Here is an 18,652-nt window from a genome sequence, read left to right on the forward strand (position 1 = left end):
GAGCCTCATGGATCCGTACATCAGCTACGTCCCGCGGCGCCGCGAAGAGTGGAGAGGCCACACGACGAAGCGAGGCGTGCACATGGCCATTGCCTACGACCGTGGTCGCGGGCGGCTCAGGATTTTCGAGCGGCACACTATGCACGGCGCAACCGCTGTCGACTACTGCGAGGTGCCGCGTGATGCGTGGGACGAGCTCTTCTCCGACTGACCAGCGCACTTGCCTCAGGCGCGGACTTTACTGCGCGAGGCAAGTGCGCGTCTGAAGCAACCACATAGCTGAGGGGCGTCCTCCGGGGCGCCCCTTCGCTGTACGACAACTCAAGAGGGGAGACGCCTGCGTGCGGCTGACCGAAATCCTGTCCCGACTGAAGGGCGTGGAGGAAGACCATGACGGCTATCTCGCGCTCTGCCCGGCGCACCACGACCGGACCCACCCGTCGCTGAAGCTCACGCTGAAGGAAGACGGGGTGCTCCTCGTCGTCTGCCGTACCGGGTGCGCCAAGCCCGACATCCTGTCGAAGCTGGAGATGCGAGCGAGCGACCTGTTCAACGTCGATGGCCGAGGAGCGCGCACCATCTCCGCGACGCCGCCGGAGTCCATCGGCGTCGCCGAGATCGCCGGCCTCCGCGTGTTCGTGGATGAAACCACGGCGCAGCTCCCGTCGTCACCGGAGGCCGTGGCGTATCTCGCGGACCGCTTCGGCATCTCCGCCGATGTTGCGCGAGATCTCCTCGTCGGCTACTGCGCGCCGGGTGACCGGCCACAGCCGTGGCTGACGAGGGGCTTCACCCGGCACCCGCGTATTACCGTCCCGCTCGTCGGATTCGACGGCGTCATCCGCGGTCTCCAGGGGCGCGACATCTCCGGGACGTGCACGGCACGGTGGGTGTCCCTCGCCAACCCTGACGGCAAGACGTGGTCGAAGTACGGCATTCTCGCGGCCGGTACCGGATACGACACCATCCTCGTCACTGAGGGCCCTGGGGACGGGCTGACGAGTGTAGGTGTTGGGTACGACGCACTCATCATTCGCGGGGCCGGACTGGTGAACAACGCGGTGATGCTTGCTGAGATCGTCGCCGGTTTGCGTGGTCGTGATGTGGTGCTCGCTTTTGATCCCGACACAGCGGGCCAGCGAGGTACGAACACGCTCGCTGAGGCCCTGATCGCGGACGGTCAGACCGTGCGCCGGCTGAGCTTTCCGACCCCGAAGGAAGATCTCACGGCCTGGAGGGAGAGAACGCCGGACAGCTTCGCCGACGAGCTCCACCGGGCGGTGCGAGCATCTGAGGTGGTGACGTTCGGAATCCCCGCGGATCCCGTCCCGACGTCGGAAGACGACGAGCCGGAGAGCTCGCTGGAGACGCTGAGCGGAAGCGCGCGCCAGATGTTCGACTCCACTGACGTCGGCATCGCGGTCCGGCTACGCGACTTCATGGAGCGCACGGGCGGGGGAGTGCGGCACGCGAGCGGTCTCGGATTCCTTGTGTGGGACAACACGGTGTGGGTGCCGGGTGATGGGCATGTGCGCAAGGCACTGCACTTGATGGGCGCGGAGCTCTTGGCCACCGGTGAGGACGCGGATCGTCGGCTCGCACTGAAGGCGCTGACGAACCGGAGCATCGACGCCGCTATCAAGGAGCTGCCGTCGGTTCCCGGCGTCCCAGCCAAGGCAGAGGAGTTCGACGCCCGGCCCGATCTGCTGTCCGTCGCGAACGGGACGGTGAATCTCCGGACGGGCACTCTCCATCCTCACACTCCGGACGACATGATCACGAGGCGACTGGAGGTTGCGTTCCACCCTGACGCGGAAGCGCCTCGTTGGGCCCGATTCCTTGTCGAGATCTTCCCGAACCATCCGGAGCTCCCGGCCTACATGCGCCGCCTCGTCGGCTACGGGATCACGGGCTCGACGGCGGAGCAGTGTTTCGCCTTCCTCCACGGGGGCGGAGCGAACGGGAAGTCGGCGTTCCTGGATGCGCTCCAGTTCGTTCTCCGTGGCGTCACGAAGAGCACCGAATTCAGCACCTTCGAACAGCGCCCGACGGCCGGTCAGGCATCTCCTCAGCTCGCTGAGCTGCGCGGCGCACGGTTGGTCACGGCGTCGGAGACGGAGAAGTACAGCCGTCTGGCGGAAGCACTGGTGAAGCAACTGACCGGCGGAGATCCGATCACCTGCCGTTTCCTCCACAGCAACCTCTTCACGTATGTTCCCGCATTCCTTCTGATGGTGGCGGGGAACTACAAGCCCGCCATTCTCTCCCAAGATTTGGGTGTCTGGAGAAGGGTGAAGCTGATCCCGTTCGAAGCGGAGTTCCGCGGCGCTGCTGTGGATCCCACTCTCGCCTCCACCCTGCGCGCGGAAGCGGAGGGGATCCTCGCATGGGCCGTCCGCGGCGCCGTTGAGTGGTACGCGTCGGGCCTGGACGAGCCGCGCAGTGTGTCGTCCGCGACGCAGGACTACCGGGAGTCGGAGGACCGGCTGGCCGAGTTCATCGCGGCCCGCCTGGTCCAGGAGGACGGCGCCCGCGTCGCGCCCATGGCCGTTCGCCGTGCCTACGCGGAGTGGGCTGAGGACGCCGGCTTGAGCCGGAAGGAAGTGCTCAGCGGATGGGCGTTGGGTGTCGAGCTGGAGTCCCGTGGGTTCCCGAAAGATCGCCCCGGCGGGCGATGGGGTTTCCGCGGTATCCGCCTCATGACCGACGACGAGCAAGCTCACGCTAGTCGACTAGCGCTGACGACAACGCAGGATCCGGCGCCCGACGGGCCGACGGACATCTTCGGGCAATCAAAGGAAGGAGCGAGCGCGGCATGATCACGCATACGTTCCCTGTGCTTGGTCGTCAAATACCCGTGTACGTCCCTCAGACCGTGGAGGACTTCCGGGCATTCCAGCAGTACATCCTCGGCCGCGCGAATGCCGGGGAGCGGGTTGCGTATGACACGGAAGGGTCGGGGCTGGACACGTTCTCTGCCGGCTTCCGGCTCCGCACTGCGCAGTTCGGCACTCCGGATCAGGCATGGGTCCTCCAGGTGGAGAAGGGGCCGGATCTCCAGAGACTGGCCGCATGGGCGCTGCGTGTGCTGCCGGAGCTGTCGATGCAGAACCGCAACTTCGACATGCTCCTCAGCGACAGGCACTTGCCCGGTGTGCGTCTGGAGGATCTGGCACCGAAGACACTCGACACCTACATTCACCTTCACCTGGCCGATCCCCGTCGGCGCGATCAGGGGGGGACGGGGAACGGTCTCAAAGACGCTTCGGCCCACTATGTCGACCCCTCCGCCCCGGACACACAGGGCGGTTTGATCGAAGAGTTCCACAAGATCGGCTACACCAAAGACACAGGGTGGCCGCACATCGACATCGACAACCCGCTGTATCTCGCGTATGCCGGCGGGGACGTGATCCTGACGTCGCGGCTTCTGCCGAAGGTGCAGGCGCGGCTTCGAGAATTGGGGGTCAATCCGAACCTCATTCCCTTTGAGCACGAAGTGGGATACGTCTGCGCGCTCATTGAGCGTCGCGGAATGCGCATCGACCGCGCGTACACAACGCGGCTCTCCGCGGAGCTGCTGGACGAGTCGGCCCGATGGGCGGAAGAGGCACGGAAGTACGGCGTGGAGAACATCAACTCGACACGTCAGGTTTCGGCCGCGCTCCTTGGTATGGGCGAGGTGATTCCGGAGCGGACTGAGGGCGGCGCGGTTCAGGTCAACGGCACTGTGCTGAAGCGCCTCGCTGACGTCGACAAGCAGTGGGATCCGATCCGGTCGCGTATGCCTAACCCGCTGGCTATGGCGATCCTCCGCAGTAAGCGTGCGTCGAAGTGGCGGACCAGTTACGCGGAAGCGATGCTGCGGACGGCTGACGAGAACGACCGGGTGCACCCGAAGATCGGTGCACTCGCGGCCAGAACGGCGCGGATGTCGATCTCGGATCCGCCGTTCCAGCAGCTCCCGTCCGGAAAGTGGGAAGTGCGTCGTGCGGTCGTCGCTGATGAGGGGCGACGGATGATCTCCGTCGACTACAAGTCGGTGGAGCCGCGGGTTATGGCGGCACTCAGCGGTGACGAACGAATGACTGCCGCCATCCTCCGCGGCGCTGACCTCCACAACCTGACGGCCGAGTCGGTATACGGACCGGACTTCACGCCGAATCAGCGGAAGGTGGCCAAAGTCGTTCAACTCGGGGTGGCCTACGGGGGAGGCGCGAAGACCATCGCGTCTCAGACCGGTCTCACCCTCGCAGAGGCACAGGCGGCCGTCCGCGGCTACAAACGAACATACCCGCAGCTCGCACGGTACATCCGGAGCCTCCAGAGGCAGGTGATACGCGACGGGTACACCCTCCGTACACCGTCCGGCCGGCGGCTGGTGTTCGACCGGGATGCCGCGTATGCCTCGTTCAACGGAGAGATCCAGTCGACGGCCCGGGACATCTTCGCTCAGGGCATGCTGGAAATCCACGCCCGTGGTCTCACGCCTCATGTGCTCCTGCCGGTGCATGACGAAATCGTCGCAGACGCCACTGACAACGAGGCATCAGACGTGGCCCGGGAGATCGGTGAGGCGATGACGATGTCACTTCGCGGGATCCCTCTGGGCACTGATCCGGATGTCGGTGGCTCGTCGTGGGGCTCGCTGTACATGAAGGACGCCGAGACGATGATGGCGCACGATCCGTGGTACGCCGCTCACCCCGACGCCGCCCGTGCGGCCGAGATGGCGCGCAAGTGACAGGCGTGAGGCGAAGTCTGCCTCAGGGGCGGCTTCGAGTGACGCGGGTAAGCCGCCCCTTCCTCGTCGTCCCCGCCCCCGCCCGGCCTCGTGTGCCGGATCCGCTGTCCCGACGGGCGGTCCTTCGGCGATGGGAGGACCTGGAGTGGTGGTCCTGCGTGTACTGCGGGGTGGCATTCGGCCCTGACGTACCGGCAGAGATGGACCACATCATCCCGACGGCCCGAGGTGGCCGCCATGAGTGGGCCAACTTGGCGCCGTGTTGCGCCCCGTGCAATCAAGCCAAGGGCGATCAGGATGTGACGAAGTGGTTGGCGGATCCGGAATCCCCTACTTAGGTCACGGTTGCATCACGCTGTGATCGGCACCACAAGTTGTGTTGGACGACATACCCGCAGGTGAAAATGCGTGCGGGTCGCACAGGTTAGGCACACCTTCTTCACAACTCGTCGTCACGAACACTCATGTAACGGGACATTACGCCCCACCGATCCGGAACCATGTTGATTGCTCAAGGAGCCTTCATTGACCTACAGTCCTGATCACGTTGCGGAGGGGAAGCAGCTAGTCCGCCTGATGGACACGCTTCAGCGTGACCTGACCGAGCTGCGCCGACTGGCCTCCGCATGTGAAGACGCAGTGTTCATGCCGGGCAGAGTGCCGGATGTGGACGCGGACGGCACTGGCCGGCGGGCGACCGCGGGCCCCTCTCGTCCCACAGAGCGCACGGTGCTGGACGACGCCCGTGCCGCCCTTCGAGCCGAAGTTCATACGGGAATCACCACACTGCCGTACGCCATCGCGTACGTACGAGGCATTCACGCCGCAATGGATCGCGCTCTCGCTCACTGGGAGGGCGAGGACCCATCACAACCAGGGGGAACACATGGTCATGATGACGGGGCCGCAGACCGACCCTGACGACGTAGGCACCCTCATGGAGTGCGTCGGCCTGTTCGGAGCGCATCTGTTCACCGACGATCAGGCGGACTGGACGGCAGTGACGGCCGTCTACGTCCTCCCGGGGTGGGAGTCCTGTCCACTGGCGGTCGCCGACATCTCGATTGCGCTGGCCGCCGGCCTGACGATCCACCACATTCAACGCTAGTCGACTAGCGTGGGGTGGATATGTGACCCAGGTCACACTGTATTGGCGTCACATCACCTCTCGATTACCCCATAACACGAGCACAAGCACAGATCGCCGGGGGCACACATGCACAAGATCACGCAAATCACTCAAGTCGCCATCTCCGCTGCGCAGGGTGGAGACCAGGACGCCATGATGGCCGTGCTGGATCACTGCGAGTCCACTATCCGCTCCATCGTCTACGACGTCACGCGAGTCGCCTCACGTGGGCCTGCGGCTGAGGATCTGATCCAGGACGCACGGATAGCTGTGATGGAGCTCCTGCGCGGGTACGACGCCGACGCCGGGACGTCGCTGATCACGTTCATCTACCGCGCCGTGCGCCGGGTGGTGGCAGAGGGATGGGCCACTGAGCAGTCGTCCTTCACCATCCCCCCGGGCATGGTGATCGAGGTTCGGCGGGCGCTGGCAACGTGGGATGGCGACGTTGAGTCGGCGCGGGAGGATCTGGAGACGAATTCGTCCCGCACACACCGGGTTTCACGCGAGTCATTCACGGCAGCACTGGACGCGATGACCAGCGCCGTGAGCCTCCAGGCCACCGCAGGGGAGTCTCTGACAGTGGAGGAGACGATTGCTGATCCGGAGCACGCGTACACGCAGCGGGCAGACCGCAAGGCACTTGCGCGACGCCTGCTCAGTGAGATCCCCGCCCGTCAGGCGTACGCCCTCAGGGCGTTCTACGGAATCGGGATGATGCAGACCCCCGACCATCAGACGGCGACCGAGATGGGCATCTCCCTGGCCAGCCTCCGTCAGCTCCGTCACCGCGGAGTTCAGAACTGCCGTGCCGCAGCTTCCACGCTCGGTTTGGCTGCGTAAAACACTCACATCGATCGGAGAACCACCATGACCTACCCATCACTCGACGCCTACGACCTCCAGGGCGTCCGCCCTGACGAAGCGGCCCTGTGGGCCGACGATGTTCGGCTCGCTGTGGAGGAGCTGGATGACCTGTTCCGTCCCGATCTTCTCGACTGAGTGACGCTAGTCGACTCGCGTCAGAAACCCGCGACATTAGACCTGAGGAGAGAGCATGACCTGCCGGATTCAGTGCAAGCACGACCCCGACGACACCTTGACTGTCCTGGCGTCGATGGGTGGTGACGTTCAGTTCATTCCGCCGGCTGACGGTAGCGACGTGTACGCGAGCCGCGCCACCGCCCGCGGGTTCGCCCGCCGCATCCTCGCCCTGTGTGACGAGGCGGACGGCGTGAAGGCCGACGAGTCGCCGGCGGAGGCGGGGGAGGAGCCGCGAGTGGGCGACCGGGTTCGGGTGGTCGTTGCGGATCCGATCGCACCCACATTGTCTGAGCGATTCATCGGACGGGAAGGACTGATCACCCGGAAGGATCCCGGACGTGGGCTTCCGTACCTCGTTCGGTTCGGCCTCGGAGATCATGGAGCCGCTGACGGCACCTGGTGGTGCAAGGAAGTCGCCAAGGTGAGCGAGCCTGTCGACGGGTCTGCCGCCCCTCCGCCCCTGAATCGCTTCGACGCCCTCCGCAAGGCCCGGGATCTTGTCGGTGACGATGACATCGCTCGCCTCATCTCCGTCGCCCGGTTCCTGGTGGGGGAGGACGCGTGAGCGGGATCAAGGTGGGGGACTGGGTACGCGTCCAGCGCGAGTACAGGCACGACCCCGGGCAGCTTGACGGTGCGACCGGAACTGTGGTGGCCCTGGATCCCGAAGACAGCGCGTATCCCTTCGAAGTGCGCATACACGGCCGACCGCATGCCGATTGGGTCCACAGCGTTGAACACATCGAGCCCAACGCTGACACTTCCCGAGAAACCCTCGTCACCCGCGCGCGAGAGCTCTTGACCGGCACCGACCACACGGGCGCCGACGTAGTCGCCATGGCCCACTTCCTGGCCGGCGGGGACGACGAGACGGCGCCACGCTAGTCGACTAGCGTGAGTGTCTTGTGTTGGACGACACAACTGTGTCACACTGGATTCATCGCAAGGGACTAGCGCCAAACCGGACGGTCCCCGCTACTCGCAAGGCGGGGACTGCTCCGGTGGAGGTCAGCTCGCTCAATGTCAAGGGAGTGGCCATGTCGGACAACTACCGAGAGACCCTGATCCGTGTCGGCGGCGTCGAAAACATCATCCGGACCGATCTCACGAGCACTGTGGCGCGCATGGAGAAGGACCACACTGCCGGCGTCCGCGAGGCTCTGATCGCGATGCGCACCGCGCACCTGTCGAAGACGTTCAACGATGAGCTGGCGGCCACGAAGGCCCGCGCCGCCACGCGTATGCCCGAACATACCGACCACGCCACCGCCAAGAAACCGCACCCCAAGCCGCGCTTCACAGGTGAGGTGCCGGACTACATGATCAAGGTCGGCCCGGACGCCTATATGACGCCGGAGGCTGCGGAGTCGCTGGGGGTGTCGCGCGCCGCCGACGAGGTTCTTCCGGGCCTGGATCTGCGTGCGTTTGGCGCCAAGGGATGGGCGCTGTACATTCTCTCGTCCGCCACGGAGGAGAAGCCGGAGGGTGGTCACATGGGTGCTGTGTTCAAGACAAAGCGTCGGGCCCGGGAGGTTGCGACGTCGGAGCTGTCGGGCGTCGACTGGACGCAGACACCGGAAGAACTTACCGGCGACCCCTACACGTCGGCCCTGTGTCGATACATCCACTTCCGTGAGCTTGCGGCGTCGGGGAAGCGCTTCTGGTGGGCGACCTCGCACGCTGACAAGGCACTCGCGGAGATGGCGGCGCTTCGCCCTGCCGCTGACGCCGCATAGTCGGGCCGGCGGGCCACGCTAGTCGACTAGCGTGAGTGTCTTGTGTTGGACGACACAACTGTGTCACACTGGATTCATCGCAAGGGACTCACGAAAGCGCATAGGAGCCAAGCCATGGGAAGCACCAACCCGCATGTACCTGCGACGAGCGTCCGGATCCGGCAAGAGTTCGTGAGCACCTGTCGGCAGTGCGCGCGTTCCTTCGTGGAGCGGCCGGACGACCACAGCGACGGATACTGCCGGATCTGCGACGAAGAGGCGCCTACCGGCTACGTCCCGGCGTATGACTACCCACAGCAGTACTTCACGCAGATCTACTAGCCGAAACGCCCTCCGGGGCGTCCGCGGGGCATGGCCTCCCCGCGCTGATGAGGCAGGCCACTAGGAGGAGAGATGGACATTTCAACGCGGAGGCCCCTGAACAGCGTTGGCAAGGCGACGAACTGGGCGCGCACCGTCAACGGACGCACCTTCTGGTTCGAGGCCGCCCCCTACCGCGTGCGCGTCTGGCGCCTGACGCTGAAGGGTGGTGACCTTGTTCACGACTGGCGGGCCGTTCCGGACACCGTCGGAGAGTACGACTCGTTTGACCCGGCGTCAGCCCCGCAGGTCGGCGAAATTGCATGGTCGCGTCATTGGGACCGAGACACGGCGGATCGCCTGTACTTCACCAGGTGTCGCGCGTGCTTGAAGGTCGTGGAGATCACGGACGCGCAGACCGTGACCCTGCACAGTATGGGTACATACGACGCCGGTCGGAACTGTGACGGCAGCGGGGTCTCCGCCACGCTGCGCGCCGCGCTGGTGCGGGATGACGCACTCAACTCCGAAGAAGCTCGGGTTTCTTCGACCGTCTCCGACTGGTGTCTGTCGTGCACCGGGTTCGACAGCATCACGGGAGAGCGCTGCCACCACCCAATTTGCAGCGTCCGCCGCGACGCGGGGCTGACGTGGTCGCTGATGGGTTGGCGCCGCAACGGCGAACTCGTCCGCAGTGCCTGATCCACCCGCCCCGCATAGGCAAGCCCACCGGCGCCCCCAGCGCCAGGGCGCGCGGCTCGAATCCGCGACGGGGCACTCAGCAGTTCGACACCGTGGGGGGAACGATGGGCTACGCAGGATGGCGCGGCGGACTGTGCGAGAACGCGCGAATCATTTACGACTACAGCCGGAAGCCCTGGAACTTCGGATTTGGTGACAACTACTGGGTGAAGGATCTGAAGTACTGCACCCGGAAGGCTGTACTCACGTCATCCGGTCTTCGCCCCTCCAGGCTGTGTCAGGAGTGCGACGCCGACACCGCACAGGAGATCTTCGGACGACTGTTCAGCGACACCCCGAACGTCATCCACGATGCCACCGGTACCCGCCTTGACGAACGCGGCCGGCTGACGCTCGAAGAGGCGTGGGACCGTGTTGGCGATCGTCACTGGTAGCACCGGCACCGTTCAGCGGTACAGCCGTCGCAGGCCACCCGGGGTACTCAGCGCAACACACATCCGACAGAGGGAGTAGCCATGTCCGACTTCGAGAACATCCCCGGCCTGGAGGTCGTAGCGTCCGACATCGGAGGCACGCTGACGGTCTTCGTCGCCTCCCGTGCCGTCCGTAGGGGGCACTGGAGCGGGAGCCTGACGTGGACGGACGGAGTGGTGTACCTGGAGGACCCCGACGAGTACGAGCCTCACGAACTGTCGCCCGCCGACGCGCGCACGCTCGCTGCTGCACTCGTGGCCGGCGCCGACCGGGCAGACGAACTGAAGTCCGCGAAGGAGAAGACGTCGTGACCCTCCCTCCCTGCGTCCGAGACCACTGCACTGAATCCTGCACATCCGAATGCCGCGCCATCATCTGCGACGCCTGGAGGCGACTCACCGGATCCGTCGACGTCGGAGGAGCAGTACTTCCGTCGGCCCGCCCGGTCATCCGTCACGCCCTGATCGCCTACGGGTACTCCACTGCCGTCGCTGACGCACTCATGGACGCGCTGACGTCGGAGAACCCCACACGAGGAGCAACCTCATGACCCGTCTCCCCGCCCGCCGAACCGCTCCTGACGACTCCGACGTCGTGGAGATCCGTATCATCGCACCCGATCACCTCGCCCCCGCCCTGGCCGCTCAGATCAGCGCCTCCCTGCCCGGCCGGCCGTCTCCGCGGCTGTACCCGTCCCGGAGGGATCCCGGGCGGACGAGGGTGTATCTGACGGTCACGGTGCCTGCGGGGGAATGGAGCCCGCCGGAGCTGGAGGGGCCACGCTAGGCGACTAGCGTGAGTGTCTTGTGTTGGACGACACAACTGTGTCACACTGGATCCATCGCAAGGGACTAGTGCAGGAGGCGGACATGAAGCACGCGACGTACAAGGGGCGGAAGCTCAAGACCGTGAAGGGCAGCGATTACGGGTACGTGCGCTACTACGTCAATGGTGTCGACAAGGGGCGCCATCAGGGCAACGAAGAGTCGGCGCTCGACTACATGCGCCGGATTGTCGACTTCGCCGATGAGGTCGGTGTGGGGAGCGGGCGAATGACTGCGGAGTGGTACGCACCCGGCACCTTCGACACATGCGAGCACGGGCACCCCAAGGAGATTGGAGAGGAGTGCCCGCACACATGGTGCGTTGAGCAGCGCCAGCCCATCGCGTCAAGCGTTGATGACGAAGAGCCCCTTCCGCAGGCGGTCCAGGACGCGGCCGACGATGAGTTCGTCGTCCTCCCCAACCCGGACAAGGCGAGCGAGACCATCGTGTGGCGAAACCGCGACTACGCGGGGGTCGTCCTGGACGAGTCGGCCGCCGGTATGAGCCGCGGAGGGTTCGCCGCGTGGTCGCTGAAGGCGGGCAATCGGAACGGCCACGTCGGGTTCTTCGCCACCCTGGAGGAGGCGGTGGACGCGATCCAGGCGTTCTACCCGGCACCGGCCGACGTCGAGCCCGAGCGGTGCGTGTCGGTCCGGGGTGGCGCCGTCCACACCAACCGGCCGTACAGCGGCATGACCGACGAGGCGTGGCCGGCGTGCCGTACCGGCGGACAGGACTCGGGCGGCACCCGCTACATGGCCACACGGGGCGCCCTCACGTGCCGCAACTGCCTTGCGCAGGAGTCGTACCGCGCGCTGGCCAACGCCTGATCAACACCACACAACGAGCCCCCGCTACTCGTAATAGCGGGGGCTCCCTCGAAGTCTCGCACAGCACTGAGGGAGCTCCAGAATGACCACCTCACCGTCCTCGTGGGCCGCCCAGACGGCCCGAAGATACGGACAGTCCGCCGTTCTCTACGCCGCACTCGCCCTCTCCGCGCCGGGGGAGTACGCCCTGGCCCGCATGGTCGGATGGGAGCCGGCCGTGGCGTGGCTCATGCCCGCCGTGCTGAGCCTGTACGCCGCCATAGGCGCGTCAATATCCAAGGCACAGCGTGACGTCATGCGCCGTGCGATAGGCACTCCCGTGGAGAAGGAAGCGCGGCGACGCAGCCGCAACGCGTCCGTCGGCGCGCTCCTCGCCCTGGCCCTTGCGACGGCCGCTCAGATCACATGGCACGTCATCACGGCGGAGACGTACGGGTCAATGCTGTGGGTGGTGGTCGCGGTGTCTGCGGTGCCGCCCCTCGTCGCGGCCCACGTTCTCCACATTGATCCGCCCGTGGAGTTGCCCGACGAGCCGAGTGAAGCACTCGCTGAGACACCGCTCACGTCCTCCACAGCAACCCACCCGTGGGACTCCCCGACGAGCCGCGCAAGGCACTGGCGGGAACGCCGCAGGATCCCGTTGAGGAGCCGTTCATGGACGCTCCGGGGGACGAGGCCGAAGCGTCCCCCGAAAGGGCCTGTGAAGGGCACTCAGGAGCCCGTCCTCGTCTCCTACACGGAGGCTGCCACGGCACTTGGCGTTGCCCCGGAAACCGTCCGTGGATGGGCCAACAATGGGAAAGTGACGAAGTACCCGGGTCCGAAGAGCGGGACGGTCCGCGTCGACCTGAAACAGTGCCGGGCCGAACAGCCGCGCCGGCCTGTGAGTGTGTGAGGAGACAGCGTTGCCAAGATTTCAGGATGTCCACGGCGAGGGGATCAGCGTCGACAGATTCGGATCCTCTGTGCGGTTCATCAGCGATGATCGATTCACGAGCATGGAGTTCACTCCGGAGACCACTCGGAGCCTGGCGGACGCCGCGCATCGCGCGGCAGACGAAGCGGAGTCCGGTACGTCCGAAGCCGCTCGCCTCCGCCTGGAGCTGGGCGCCGTCAACGACGCGCTGCGGGAGGCGGGCATCGAGTACCCACTGGGTGCGCGAGGTGTGCGGGATCTGGCGGCGCTGCTGAAGGCGCACCGGGACGAATGACCTGTTTTCGCCCTGACGTCAGGTCTCTCGCGGGATACTGCTCTCCATGAGCCGATCGCCTGAGCCCCTGACGACGTGCGGAGACTGCCACGGCACGGGGCATGTCCAGAATGAGTACGTGGATCCCGCGTGCCCGCTGTGCGCGGGTCCCGACGTCGTACAGTGCTCCGCGTGCGACGGAACAGGCCGAGTACCGGACTACTACACTGATCTGATCCGCATTTGACCATCCGAAGAGCCCCTACCCAACTCGGGTAGGGGCTCTTTTGCGTTCCGGGAGCGTCGCCCAATCAGGCGACCGGAGCGGCCTTCACGTTGCTGACGAACGCGCTCCAGGCGCCCGCCGGGAACACGAGAGCGGGGCCGGCAGGGTTCTTCGAGTCACGCACGGGCATGGCGCCGGGAACGCCGTGAGCGACCTCCACGCAGTCGTTCGTGCCTCCGCTGTAGCTGGACTTGGTCCAGGTCAGCTCGGGGGAGAGAGCATCGGTCATTTCAGCTTGTCCTTCGTTGTAGCAATGAGGTCGGCAGAGGCATCGAACGGCAGCGCGGCGGCCCGCAGGAGGTCAAATACCGTGCCGTAGATCGCCACCTCTGGAGCGTCCTCAACATACAGAGCGCTGGTGGACTGCTCCAACAGAACGACGTCCAGATCCGGGCCCGCCTCGGGGAAGGAGATTGCCGCGAACGGACCGGCCAACCCCGGATGCGGCGGAGAGTCCAGCGGAAGCACCTGTATCGACACGTGCGACAGCTCAGCGAGATCCAACAGTTTCTGAAGCTGCTCCCGCATCGCGTGCTTGTCGGGCAAGCGTGTCCGCAGTGCCGACTCGTGGATGATCGCCCACATCTCCAGGGGGTTCGGGCGAGTCAGAACCGCTTGACGGGCCATGCGTACTTCAACCAGGGCGTTCACTGTCTCCCGGGTCGACGTGATGTTGATGGCTCCGATAGTCGCGCGGGCGTACGCGGAGGTCTGAAGAAGTCCCGGTATCAACGTTGTCTGATACGTGCGCATTCCGGAGGCATCCGCTTCGAGACTGATCAGCTCCGCGTATTCAGGAGAGATGATGTCCCGATAGGTCTGCCACCACCCGCGGCGGGCGCCGTCTTTGGCAAGAGTGTGCAGAAGCGTTCGCTTCCCCGGGTCGTCCACGTCGTACAGATCGAGCAGGATTTCGAGATCTGCCGCCTTGACGCCAAATCGGGCCGTCTCGATTCTGGAGACTTTCGCGACGTTGAGCGTCGTCCGGCTCTGTACGTCCTCCAACTTGAGGCCGGCCGCCTCGCGCAGCCTCCGTAGCTCATACCCGAGTCGACGCCGTCTCACGGTGGGATGGCTCACCGGTCCCCTCCTGCCTGTCCCTGATCATCACGCATAGCTTTCCACAGTCGGCGATCGTGAAAAGTGAAAATTTGCAGTTTGGTTGTTCGACTTGCATTTTCGGATCCGCCGGTTACACACTACTAGTGCCAGCCCGCACACAGCGGGTGAATCTCGACAGAGATGAGGAGCTGGTATGCCGACGTCTGCGTCCGCCCGTATGACGCCCGCCGTGCTGGATGCCGCGGGACAGATAGAACCGCCGGATCCGGTGCCGGGATGTGATGGCTGCTCTGTGCGAATGCAGTTGTGGCGTCATGCCATGGATCGGACGAGCCCCGCGTACGACCCGTCGCACGCCGTGGACCTGGCGATCGGCATTCGCCGGCACTCGTCGGGACACATCCGGTGAGCGCGCTGGTGGCGGATGGCGGATTACGTGCCGTCTCCCCTGAGATCGGGGAATCTGTCCGAAAGTCGATAGCCGACGCGTGCCGTGACGACGATTGCGGAGCGCTGCGGAGGCTGCCTGACGAACTGGTGATCAGTATCGGATCCGCATGCGGAATCGATCTGTCAGACGTCGTCGTCCGGTGCGTGGATCACGTCGGGCACCTCGCGCCGCACGCCGGCGAGATTGCCGAAATCGGCGGCGTGCACATGTGGGAGTAGTCCTCCCTCACTGATCGCCGCTCCGGGCGCGAGACACCCCCGCCATGCGCCTGGAGCGGTACAAGCCCGCTCGCTCGGTTAGCAGGGCCGACGGGCGGATGGGGTGTGCAGGGCCGGGGCGGTAGAGGTCGGCCCGTGCCCTGCACACTCGCAAGCCCCCGGTTGTTGAGCCTGACGTAGGCCGTGACCGGGGGTTTTCTCTGCGCGCTACGTACGCTGGTATGGTGAGTACGACAATCCCTATGACGTGGGCATGAGCGGACTGCTCGGATACGGCGCCGCCTACGAGGCCACCCATGAATGCGATCTGCTGATCCTGCTCGGCACCGACTTCCCGTACAACGCCTTCCTCCCCGACGATGTGAAGATCGTGCAGGTGGACGTGCGGCCCGAGCACCTCGGCCGCCGCTCCAAGCTCGATCTCGCGATCTGGGGTGATGTGCGCGAGACCCTGCGCTGTCTGATTCCCCGGGTGCGGGTCAAGTCCCGCCGCAAGTTCCTCGACAAGATGCTGAAGAAGCACGCCGACGCGCTGGAGGGCGTGATCAAGGCGTACACCCGCAAGGTCGACAAGCATGTGCCGATCCATCCGGAGTATGTCGCCTCCGTCCTGGACGAGATCGCCGCCGACGACGCGGTCTTCACCGTCGACACCGGTATGTGCAATGTCTGGGCGGCACGTTATCTGTCACCCAACGGGCGCCGCCGGATCATCGGTTCCTTCAGCCATGGTTCGATGGCCAACGCCCTGCCCCAGGCGATCGGCGCGCAATTCATCGACCGGGGCCGGCAGGTGGTGTCGGTCTCGGGTGACGGTGGTTTCACCATGCTGATGGGAGACTTCCTCACCCTCGTCCAGTACGACCTTCCGGTGAAAGTCGTACTTTTCAACAATTCCTCGCTGGGAATGGTTGAACTGGAGATGCTGGTCGCGGGACTTCCCTCCTACGGCACCACGAATGTGAATCCGGATTTCGCGGCCGTGGCGCGTGCGGCGGGAGCCCACGGGGTGCGGGTCGAGAAACCGAGGCAGCTCGCGGGCGCGCTCCGGGACGCCTTCCGCCACAAGGGCCCCGCGCTGGTGGATGTCGTCACCGATCCGAACGCCCTCTCGATTCCGCCGAGGATCAGCGCCGAGATGGTCACCGGGTTCGCGCTCTCCGCGAGCAAGATCGTGCTCGACGGAGGTGTGGGCCGCATGGTCCAGATGGCCCGCTCCAACCTCCGCAATGTGCCGAGGCCCTGAGCGGAAGCGCCGTACTGGAGACGACAATCGTATCCGGCAAAGGGCGTAGAGCGGGTCCGGTCTTCGGAGGAAATGACTGGCCCTTGTACGTGGTTGACCCGTCGACAGGAGTGGTTCCCCCTCCGTGGGGGCAATGCTCTCCGTGAAAGCTTTCGGCACACAGAGTCAGTGCGTGGGTCAGCATCCGGACCCTGCGCGGGCCTGCGGACGGAAGCGGTGCACCGGTACGCGGCGCGAAGCCGGCGTACGGAACCGGGGCACCTGTCAGTCGTGACGGAGATCCGACGTACGGGCGGGGATGATGACAGGGCGTCAGGGCGGGGCCGGAACCGGCGGTCACGGGGGCCACCACGGCGGATACGGCGGATACGGCGACCACAGAGACCGCGGGGACCGCGGCGGCCGGCCGGGCGGCCCGCCGGGGATCCAGGGCGGCGGCGGGCGGCGGGCCCAGCGATTGCCGACGGACCGGACGGCCGGCGCGCCGCCGGGCCTCCAGAACACCCCGGCCGGCTCGAACGCGCCGGGACCGCCCGGTGTCCAGGGCGCCCCGGCCGGCGGCGCGGCGGCGGGCGCTCCGGCGGCGCACACCATCCCGCCGGCCGCCCCGATGACCCACGGGGTGAGCCAGGGCGACCAGCCGGCCCGCACCATCACCCCGAACGGCCCGACGGCCCGCGGCACGGCGGGATTCGGGGCCGCGGCCGGGAGCCTCACGGGGCAGGACGGATGGCGGCGCACCGCCCCCGCCGAGAGCGCGGGCCTGTACCGGCGGCTCGGGTGCGCGGATCTGAAGTCGGTTCCGGAAGTGCGCGGGATGCTCCGGGAGATGCTGCGGCAGTGGCAGGGCTCCGACGCGGCGGACGTGGCCCAGCTCCTCGCGAGCGAGCTGGTCACCAACGCCCTCATCCACACCGACCACGGCGCGGTGGTCACCGCGACGGTCGCCTCCTCCGTACTCCGGGTGGAGGTCAGGGACGGCATGCCCGGCCTGCCGGTGGCGGATCCGCCCGGCACCGCGGGGCGGGACCCTCTCGATGTGCACGGCAGAGGGCTGGTGCTGGTGCGGAGCCTCGCCGACTCCTGGGGCGTACGGACCCTGAACTCCGGGAAAGTGGTCTGGTTCGAGGTACGCGAAAGGCCGGCCCGGTGAACTGACCGGGCCGGCCTCTCGTATCGCGGTTCTCCGTCCGGCCTCAGCCGAACTGCTGCTCCAGATCCTTCAGCTTGCGCTCCAGGGAGTCCAGACGCGGCAGCGCCTGTGTGTCGTCCTCGGCGGTGAGATCGACCGTGATCGGCTCAACTCCGAGGCCCGAGTCGAGGGACCGGTGAGAGTGACGGGTACGAAGAGGCGATTTTCCCGTCTCTATGGCAGGCTCCGCTACGGGCGCGGAGCCTTCCGGGAGGGCCTGTGCCGACCCCCCGGATCCGCCCGAGCCTCCGCCGGGGTTCGCACCTGAAGCGAGCACCGGCAGCGCCGGGTCGCGCATGACACGGCCCCGGCCCCAGGCGCGGTGCTGCCGGTTGAGGGCCTTCACCCGCGCCCGGTCCAGCTTCGCCTGGTCGCGGGAGCGCATCTGGCTCTCCTTCTTCGCCTGCCGGTCCTCACGGACCTCCTCGACCGCCTCGTCCAGCGTGCGGACGCCTTCGAGGAGCATCAGCGACCAGGCGTTGAAGGTCTCGCGAGGGGCCCGCAGCCAGCGGACCACCCGGATCTGCGGCAGCGGGCGGGGCACCAGGCCCTGCTCGCGGAGGGCCGCCCGGCGGGTCTGCTTGAGCGCGCGGTCGAAGAGCACCGCGGCCGACAGCGACATGCCGGCGAAGAAGTGCGGCGCACCCGCGTGGTCCAGACCGCGCGGGGCGTGCACCCAGTTGAACCAGGCCGCCGCACCCGCGAACGTCCACACCAGCAGACGCGAACCGAGGGCCGCGTCACCGTGGCTCGCCTCGCGCACGGCCAGGACCGAACAGAACATGGCGGCACCGTCGAGACCGAACGGAACCAGATACTCCCAACCCCCGGAGAGGTTCAGATTCTGTCGTCCGAAGCCCACCAGACCATGGAAGGAAAGGGCGGCTGCCACTCCGGCGCAGCAGAAGAGGAGAACATAGGACGCCGTGCCGTATATGGCTTCCTTGCGCCTGCGCCGCTCCTCGGTGCGCTCCCAGGAGTCGTCCGGCTGCGCTTTGGCCGCGGCCTTCTTGCCGCGTGCGAGCACGGCGACCGCGACCAGGATTCCCAAGACCATCACAATGGCGGGGAGCAGCCAGGTCAGCGATATGTCTCTCATGTTGGTTTCCCTTGCATCTGCATCGCGGTAGGGCTTTTCGGCCGCCATAGTGACCGAAGTCCCGGCGATCCCAGGCGGTTTCGTGGCAAGAGAACGCCAATGGGGCCATACGGCATACGGATAG

At 66.1% G+C, this 18,652-nt stretch carries 21 protein-coding genes, 1 other RNA gene and 1 pseudogene; 20 read left to right on the plus strand and 3 right to left on the minus strand.

What is annotated here, in order from left to right:
• The first annotated feature begins 7 nt into the window (after positions 1-7).
• The 17 genes from AAFN69_RS11155 to AAFN69_RS11235 all read left to right on the plus strand — a co-directional run bounded on the left by AAFN69_RS11155 (position 8) and on the right by AAFN69_RS11235 (position 12,995).
• Positions 8-211 (plus strand): hypothetical protein, encoded by a 204-nt coding sequence (locus tag AAFN69_RS11155; protein ID WP_347728225.1) that lies wholly within the window; start codon positions 8-10, stop codon positions 209-211.
• Positions 212-341: 130 nt separating this feature from the next.
• On the plus strand, positions 342-2,819 hold the full coding sequence (locus AAFN69_RS11160; RefSeq protein WP_347728226.1) for a phage/plasmid primase, P4 family: 2,478 nt from the start codon (positions 342-344) through the stop codon (positions 2,817-2,819).
• Positions 2,816-4,744: a DNA polymerase gene (locus AAFN69_RS11165; RefSeq protein ID WP_347728227.1), complete on the plus strand. Its 1,929-nt coding sequence runs from the start codon at positions 2,816-2,818 to the stop codon at positions 4,742-4,744. Before AAFN69_RS11160 ends, AAFN69_RS11165 begins: the two co-directional genes overlap by 4 nt.
• 886 nt (positions 4,745-5,630) lie before the next feature.
• On the plus strand, positions 5,631-5,852 hold the full coding sequence (locus AAFN69_RS11170) for a hypothetical protein (protein ID WP_347728228.1): 222 nt from the start codon (positions 5,631-5,633) through the stop codon (positions 5,850-5,852).
• 108 nt (positions 5,853-5,960) lie between these two features.
• A complete protein-coding gene (locus tag AAFN69_RS11175; RefSeq protein ID WP_347728229.1) occupies positions 5,961-6,716 on the plus strand; it encodes a sigma-70 family RNA polymerase sigma factor in 756 nt (251 codons plus the stop codon).
• A 27-nt stretch (positions 6,717-6,743) separates the two neighbouring features.
• The gene (locus tag AAFN69_RS11180) at positions 6,744-6,875 is read left to right on the plus strand and encodes a hypothetical protein (protein WP_347728230.1); all 132 of its coding nucleotides are present in this window, start codon (positions 6,744-6,746) and stop codon (positions 6,873-6,875) included.
• Positions 6,876-6,930: 55 nt separating this feature from the next.
• On the plus strand, positions 6,931-7,482 hold the full coding sequence (locus tag AAFN69_RS11185) for a hypothetical protein (RefSeq protein WP_347728231.1): 552 nt from the start codon (positions 6,931-6,933) through the stop codon (positions 7,480-7,482).
• Complete coding sequence (locus tag AAFN69_RS11190; protein ID WP_347728232.1) at positions 7,479-7,802, plus strand: hypothetical protein; 324 nt, start codon at positions 7,479-7,481, stop codon at positions 7,800-7,802. The genes AAFN69_RS11185 and AAFN69_RS11190 overlap by 4 nt, the downstream gene beginning before the upstream one ends.
• Positions 7,803-7,954: 152 nt before the next feature.
• Positions 7,955-8,653, plus strand: a complete 699-nt coding sequence (locus AAFN69_RS11195) for a hypothetical protein (RefSeq protein WP_347728233.1) — start codon at positions 7,955-7,957, stop codon at positions 8,651-8,653.
• Between the two features lie 171 nt (positions 8,654-8,824).
• A complete protein-coding gene (locus tag AAFN69_RS11200; RefSeq protein WP_347728234.1) occupies positions 8,825-8,974 on the plus strand; it encodes a hypothetical protein in 150 nt (49 codons plus the stop codon).
• An RNA gene (locus tag AAFN69_RS11205) (hammerhead ribozyme type II) lies at positions 8,973-9,036 on the plus strand. Before AAFN69_RS11200 ends, AAFN69_RS11205 begins: the two co-directional genes overlap by 2 nt.
• Positions 9,037-9,046: 10 nt before the next feature.
• Positions 9,047-9,655 (plus strand): hypothetical protein, encoded by a 609-nt coding sequence (locus tag AAFN69_RS11210; RefSeq protein WP_347728235.1) that lies wholly within the window; start codon positions 9,047-9,049, stop codon positions 9,653-9,655.
• 104 nt (positions 9,656-9,759) lie between these two features.
• A complete protein-coding gene (locus tag AAFN69_RS11215; RefSeq protein WP_347728236.1) occupies positions 9,760-10,089 on the plus strand; it encodes a hypothetical protein in 330 nt (109 codons plus the stop codon).
• A gap of 81 nt (positions 10,090-10,170) precedes the next feature.
• Positions 10,171-10,440: a hypothetical protein gene (locus tag AAFN69_RS11220; protein ID WP_347728237.1), complete on the plus strand. Its 270-nt coding sequence runs from the start codon at positions 10,171-10,173 to the stop codon at positions 10,438-10,440.
• A gap of 558 nt (positions 10,441-10,998) precedes the next feature.
• Complete coding sequence (locus tag AAFN69_RS11225) at positions 10,999-11,784, plus strand: hypothetical protein (protein WP_347728238.1); 786 nt, start codon at positions 10,999-11,001, stop codon at positions 11,782-11,784.
• Positions 11,785-11,866: 82 nt separating this feature from the next.
• Entirely contained in the window at positions 11,867-12,679 is an 813-nt protein-coding gene (locus AAFN69_RS11230; protein ID WP_347728239.1) for a hypothetical protein, read from the plus strand.
• Positions 12,680-12,782: 103 nt separating this feature from the next.
• Positions 12,783-12,995, plus strand: a complete 213-nt coding sequence (locus AAFN69_RS11235; protein ID WP_347728240.1) for a hypothetical protein — start codon at positions 12,783-12,785, stop codon at positions 12,993-12,995.
• Between the two features lie 290 nt (positions 12,996-13,285).
• On the opposite strand, the gene AAFN69_RS11240 is transcribed toward AAFN69_RS11235, so the two are convergent.
• Together AAFN69_RS11240 and AAFN69_RS11245 are read right to left on the minus strand one after the other, a co-directional pair.
• On the minus strand, positions 13,286-13,489 hold the full coding sequence (locus tag AAFN69_RS11240) for a DUF397 domain-containing protein (protein ID WP_347728241.1): 204 nt from the start codon (positions 13,487-13,489) through the stop codon (positions 13,286-13,288).
• A complete protein-coding gene (locus AAFN69_RS11245; RefSeq protein ID WP_347728242.1) occupies positions 13,486-14,340 on the minus strand; it encodes a helix-turn-helix transcriptional regulator in 855 nt (284 codons plus the stop codon). The genes AAFN69_RS11240 and AAFN69_RS11245 overlap by 4 nt, the downstream gene beginning before the upstream one ends.
• Positions 14,341-14,727: 387 nt before the next feature.
• On the opposite strand from AAFN69_RS11245, the gene AAFN69_RS11250 reads away from it, so the two are divergent.
• The 3 genes and pseudogenes from AAFN69_RS11250 (at position 14,728) to AAFN69_RS11260 (ending at position 17,390) form a co-directional block, all read left to right on the plus strand.
• Positions 14,728-14,991 (plus strand): hypothetical protein, encoded by a 264-nt coding sequence (locus tag AAFN69_RS11250; RefSeq protein ID WP_347728243.1) that lies wholly within the window; start codon positions 14,728-14,730, stop codon positions 14,989-14,991.
• Between the two features lie 226 nt (positions 14,992-15,217).
• A pseudogene (locus tag AAFN69_RS11255) lies at positions 15,218-16,237 on the plus strand (thiamine pyrophosphate-dependent enzyme); the annotation flags it as partial.
• Between the two features lie 301 nt (positions 16,238-16,538).
• Positions 16,539-17,390: an ATP-binding protein gene (locus tag AAFN69_RS11260; RefSeq protein ID WP_347728244.1), complete on the plus strand. Its 852-nt coding sequence runs from the start codon at positions 16,539-16,541 to the stop codon at positions 17,388-17,390.
• A gap of 43 nt (positions 17,391-17,433) precedes the next feature.
• Here the strand turns inward: AAFN69_RS11260 and AAFN69_RS11265 are convergent, their stop codons facing one another.
• The gene (locus AAFN69_RS11265; RefSeq protein WP_347728245.1) at positions 17,434-18,528 is read right to left on the minus strand and encodes a DUF2637 domain-containing protein; all 1,095 of its coding nucleotides are present in this window, start codon (positions 18,526-18,528) and stop codon (positions 17,434-17,436) included.
• Positions 18,529-18,652 lie beyond the last annotated feature (124 nt).

It is taken from the genome of Streptomyces sp. CAU 1734 (assembly GCF_039888735.1).
Classification (GTDB): domain Bacteria; phylum Actinomycetota; class Actinomycetes; order Streptomycetales; family Streptomycetaceae; genus Streptomyces.